Source organism: Mesorhizobium sp. M2A.F.Ca.ET.042.01.1.1, from assembly GCF_003997405.1.
In the GTDB taxonomy this organism is placed as follows: domain Bacteria; phylum Pseudomonadota; class Alphaproteobacteria; order Rhizobiales; family Rhizobiaceae; genus Mesorhizobium.
The window spans coordinates 1-3,463 of the sequence record NZ_RZRX01000415.1 but is presented as its reverse complement, the minus strand read 5'-3'; the positions used below and the strand labels follow the sequence as shown (position 1 = coordinate 3,463).

Sequence of the window (3,463 nt, the reverse complement as noted above, 5' to 3'; positions counted from 1 at the left end):
CTTCTACCGAATAGACGTCCGAGTGGCGTTGTCAGGCGGCGAAGCCAAGATGCCTCAGCGGCCGGCCGGCCGACACCGATTGCGCCGCAGCCATAATGCCTTGCGCATCGATCCCGTAATGCCGGTAGAGATCCGCGATCGTGCCGGTCTGGCCGAAATGCTCGACGCCCAGCGCCCGCGTGCGGTGGCCGTGCACCGAACCAAGCCACGCGAGCGTCGCCGGATGCCCGTCCAACACCGTCACGATCGCGCAGGAGGCCGGAAGAGCAGCCAAAAGGCGCTCGACATGACTGGTAGCGCGCGGATGACCATACTGGCGTGCCCGCGCCGCAGCCGACCATCCAGCGTTCAACCGATCGGCCGAGGTGACGGCCAAGAGCCCGACATCGCGCCGATCTCCGGCTATCAGCCCCACTGCCTGTACCGCCTCCGGCGCGACTGCCCCCGAATAGGCGATGACGATTTCAGCGTTCGGTCCGGGTTTGCGCAGCCAATAGGCGCCATCGACGATGTCGCGCGCCAGAAAATCCTTCGCCTGGCGTGTCGGCTGCTCGATCGATCGCGTCGAGAGCCTGAGGTAGACCGAACCCCCGGTCTGATCCCGAAGCCAGGTGCGGTCGTCGGGCTCGGCCTCACCGGAACGCTGGATGTAGTCGAATGCCCAGCGCAGGATGACTGCCAGCTCATCGACATAGGCCGGCTCGAACGTCGCCAGCCCGTCCTGCGCCATGCCGATCAGCGGTGTGGCGATGGATTGATGCGCTCCCCCCTCGGGCGCCAGCGTGACGCCGGATGGCGTCGCAGCCAGAATGAAACGGGCATCCTGATAGCAGGCATAATTGAGCGCATCGAGGCCGCGCTCGATGAATGGATCATAGAGGGTTCCGACCGGGAGCAGGCGCTCGCCGTGAAGCGAGTGGGACAAACCAAGCGCCGAAAGCATCGTGAAAAGGTTCATCTCCGAAATGCCCAATTCGAAATGCTGTCCAGACGGCGAAAAAGTCCAATTGAAGGTGGAGGGAATGCGTTCTTCCCGGAATAAGTCCGACTGATCGGCGCGCGCGAACAGACCTCGCCAGTTCACCCAAGCGCCCAGATTGGTCGAGACCGTGACGTCGGGAGAAGTCGTGACGACACGCTTCGCAAAGTCGCTGTCTGATTTTGCAATGTCGTGCATCAAAAGTCCGAACCCCTGTTGTGTTGACATCGCCGCCTGGGAGGCAACATCGATCCGCGCCGGCACCGGAATTGCAGGGGCTGTGTGGCGGCGCGTAGCTGCCTTGGCGAAAGGAGTCGACGCCAGATAGGACCGGATCGCGGCCTCATCGTATGCGAGGCCCTCGAACATGTCCCATTCATGCCCCTCGCGGACGCCCACGCGCTGCCGCAGCGCGTCGACCTGCGCCGGCGTCATCAATCCGGCGTGGTTGTCCTTGTGGCCGGCCAGCGGCAGCCCGAAGCCCTTTATCGTATAGGCGATGAAGCAGGTCGGACGATCGTGACCGCGGGCTTCCTCGAAGGCATCGACGATGGTGGCCAGGTCGTGGCCGCCGAGGTTCGCCATCAAGGCGGCAAGCTCCTCGTCGCTGCGCTTCTCGATCAGGCGGGTGACCGGTCCCTGGTCTCCCAGATCGTCCAGAAGGCGCCTGCGCCATGCGGCGCCACCCTGGAAGGTCAGGGCGGAATAGAGCTGATTGGGGCATGCATCGATCCAGGTCCGCAGCTTCTCGCCGCCCTCTTCCTCGAAGGCCGCCTGTTGCAATGTCCCATGTTTCAGGATCACCACCTCCCAGCCGAAGTTGCGGAACAACGATTCGAAGCGCTGCCACAGGCCCTCGCGCACCACCGCGTCGAGACTCTGCCGGTTGTAGTCGACGACCCACCAGGTGTTGCGAAGGCCGTGCTTCCAGCCTTCGAGAAGGGCTTCGAAGACATTACCTTCATCCATTTCGGCGTCGCCGAGAAGAGCAACCATCCGGCCTTCCGGCCGGTCGGCACTCCAGCCCTTTGCCCTGACATAATCCTGGACCAGGGACGAAAACAGGGTCTGCGCCACGCCCAGTCCAACCGATCCGGTCGAGAAATCGACGTCGTCGATATCCTTGGTTCGGGATGGGTAGGACTGCGCGCCGCGATAGCCGCGAAAATTCTGCAATTGCTCGAGCGTCTGCTTGCCGAACAGGTACTGGATGGCATGGAAGATGGGGCTGGCATGCGGCTTGACGGCAACGCGGTCCTCAGGCCTCAGGACCTCGAAGTAGAGTGCCGTCATCAAGGTTGAGGCGGACGCCGACGAGGCCTGATGACCGCCGATCTTGAGGCCGTCCTCCGACCCCCGAAGATGATTGGCGTGATGGATCATCCAAACAGCCAGCCACAGAACCTTGCGTTCAAGCTCGGAAAGGATCGTCATCTTCAGCTCCCGTCAGACCACGACCCAACGATAGCGGTCTCCAGCTCCCAAAAGTGACTATTCTTACGCAAGCAGATCGACGATATTGGCTGATCCAGCCAATAGTAATGCTCCGACGAGGGAAACATGCCAAATCCGGCGCTTGACGCAATCGACTTGAAGATTATCGCAGCGCTGCAGAAAAACGCCAAGGCGACGACGAATGATCTCGCCCAGGCCGTCGGTCTTTCGCCCTCGCCTTGCGCCCGACGCGTCAGGATCCTGGAGAGCGCCGGGGTTATCAAAGGCTACACCGTGGTGGTCGACCAGAAGAAGCTCGGCCTGCCGATCAGCGCTTTCGCATCAATCAAGCTCGAACGGCAACGCGAGGACGATCTCGATCGCTTCTCGCAAGCCGTGCTGCGCTGGCCCGAGGTGGTCGATTGTTATCTGATGACCGGCCAGCGGGACTACCTGATGCGCATCGTGGTGCGCGACCTCGAGGCCTATGAACGGTTCATCAAGGACAAGCTGACGCGGCTGGATAACATCGCTTCGATCGAAAGCAGCTTCGCGCTCGGCCAGGTCAAGCGCTCGGAAGCCTTGCCTATCTAGCCGACCGCAGCGGCCATCGCGCTTCCCATTCCCTCTATGGCAACAGTCTGTACATATTTTGTACATATAGATTGACGAACTACACCTCCGCAACGTAGCGTTGAGCGGCCAGGGCGGAGCGCCTGCGCGAAAACTCAATCTCATGGGAGGACTACATGATGAAATTTCGAGCCCGATCGGCCGCCATTGGCCTGGCCTGCATCGCGTATGCCGCGCTTGTCGGATCTGTGCTGCCGGCCACGGCGGAAACGACGAAAGAACGCGTCCTGAACAACGGAAGGATCGTCATCGGCATCCATAACCGCGCGCCATGGGGCTACAAGAAGGAGGAAACCGGCGAATTGCTGGGCTGGCACCCGGATCTCCTCAGAGCCGCTTTTGCCGATCTCGGCGTCAAACAGGTCGATTTCGAGGTGACCGAGTTCGGCGCCTTGATTCCGGGCCTGATGGCCGGGC

Annotated in this window: 3 protein-coding genes; 2 read left to right on the top strand and 1 reads right to left on the bottom strand. The window is 61.7% G+C overall.

From position 1 onward, the window contains the following. Positions 1 to 31: 31 nt before the first annotated feature. Positions 32 to 2,413 carry a transketolase gene (locus EOA23_RS32905; protein ID WP_127307131.1) on the bottom strand — a complete coding sequence of 794 codons (2,382 nt, stop codon included), beginning with the start codon at positions 2,411 to 2,413 and terminating at the stop codon, positions 32 to 34. A 126-nt stretch (positions 2,414 to 2,539) separates the two neighbouring features. Here EOA23_RS32905 and EOA23_RS32900 point away from each other — a divergent pair, with 126 nt between their 5' ends. Both EOA23_RS32900 and EOA23_RS32895 read left to right on the top strand, forming a co-directional pair. Next, a complete protein-coding gene (locus tag EOA23_RS32900) occupies positions 2,540 to 3,007 on the top strand; it encodes an Lrp/AsnC family transcriptional regulator (RefSeq protein ID WP_127307130.1) in 468 nt (155 codons plus the stop codon). A 155-nt stretch (positions 3,008 to 3,162) separates the two neighbouring features. Beyond that, positions 3,163 to 3,463: transporter substrate-binding domain-containing protein (locus tag EOA23_RS32895; protein ID WP_245474424.1), on the top strand; the 301-nt coding region annotated here is incomplete at its 3' end.

Coding starts and splice junctions, on each gene's coding strand:
- EOA23_RS32905 (WP_127307131.1), bottom strand. CDS start 2,413: ATGACGATCCTTTCCGAGCTTGAACGCAAGGTTCTGTGGCTGGCTGTT.
- EOA23_RS32900 (WP_127307130.1), top strand. CDS start 2,540: ATGCCAAATCCGGCGCTTGACGCAATCGACTTGAAGATTATCGCAGCG.